The sequence below is a fragment of the Actinomycetospora sp. NBRC 106378 genome (assembly GCF_030269685.1).
Classification (GTDB): Bacteria; Actinomycetota; Actinomycetes; order Mycobacteriales; family Pseudonocardiaceae; genus Actinomycetospora.
Window position 1 is genome coordinate 1 of the sequence record NZ_BSTT01000030.1, and the last position, 1,348, is coordinate 1,348.

Genomic DNA, 1,348 nt, shown 5'->3' on the forward strand with positions numbered 1-1,348 from the left:
TGTGATGTCTCAGCACATCCTGGACAGATAAGTCTCAGCACATCGCGGACAGGTTGGTGTTCCGCTGGTAGCGGACGCTGCGGTCAAGGGTAAGGCTGGCGGCGATCGCGTTATCGATGAGAACGGTGACGCGGTCGCCTTGCCAGAAGACTTCGGCGGTGGCGCCGGCGTGGCGGCGTCCGAGCCCGATCGAGGTGTTGTCGAACCCGATCACCCCGGTGGCGGAGACGGTGCGGGTGACGTGTCCGGCGACGCGTGGAGCGGGCCCGACTGGTCGGGCCCGCTCGCTGGCGTGAAACCGCTGATGCGGGGTGTCACCGTCGAGGGCTTGGTGGCGGCGGTGGTTGTAGCCGGCCCGGTAGTCATCGAGCAGGGCCTGTAGCTCGTCCAGGGTGGCGGGGGCGGGTCGGGCGGCCAGCCAGCGTTGCAGGGTCGCGTGGACCCGTTCGTTCTTCCCGCAGGTCTGCGGGTGCCCGATCGAGGACACCACGGTAGTGATCCCGTGTCCGGCCAGCAGGCGTTCCATCTCCACCAGCGGCCAGGCCCGGCGCTTGCCGGAGAAGGCGGTGCCGTTGTCGGAGAGCACGCAGGCCGGGTGCCCGTAGTCGGCGAAGGCCCGCTGCAAGGCGAGGAGAACATCGGTGCTGTTCTCGCTGCGTGCGGCGTGGCAGGCCACGTCGAGGCGGGAGTGGTCGTCGAGGATCTGGATGACCGTGGCCTTGGTCCCGTCATCGAGGGCCAGCTCGGTGCCGTCGATCTGCCAGAGCGCGTTCGGTGCCGGGTGCACGAACCGCCGCCCCTTGTGGGGGCGCTTGCGGGGTTGCGGGGTGACCTGACCGCGCTCGACCAGGATGCGGTGGATCGTGGCCCGCGAGGGCACCTCGGCCAGGTCGAGCACCGGCCCCCGGTCGGGGTGGCGCCCGGCGCGGGCGTGATCGAGCAGCCGCCAGCGGATCGTCTGCGCCCCGTGGTCCCAGCCCTGGTCGGCGAGTTCCTTGCGGGCCCGCACCACCGCCTCCCCGACGCGATCAGGGAACCGGTTCGGCCGGGAGCGCGGTGCCCGTGAGCGCGGGGCCAGTCCCGCGCTGCCCTCGGTCTTGAACCGGGCGAGCTTGACGTAGAACGCCGAGCGGGACACCCCGGTCTCCCGGCACACCCGGGCGACGTTGACCTTCTCCCCGGCCGCGGCCCGCGCGACCGCGGCCACCAGCACTGGATCCATCTCGAACCCTGTCCTGCCCACAGCCGAGCAGGCTGGTCACCACCGTGACCAACCCACCCAGCGGGCCTGCTCAGTGTCCGCGATGTGCTGAGACATCAACTGTCCTCGATGTCCTGAGCACAGACA

General features: G+C 70.5%; 1 protein-coding gene. It reads right to left on the reverse strand.

Features of this window, described 5'->3' with window-relative positions; all coding sequences use genetic code 11:
* Positions 1 to 34: 34 nt before the first annotated feature.
* Positions 35 to 1,222: a DDE-type integrase/transposase/recombinase gene (locus tag QSK00_RS30265; protein ID WP_285597255.1), complete on the reverse strand. Its 1,188-nt coding sequence runs from the start codon at positions 1,220 to 1,222 to the stop codon at positions 35 to 37.
* Between the last annotated feature and the right edge of the window lie 126 nt (positions 1,223 to 1,348).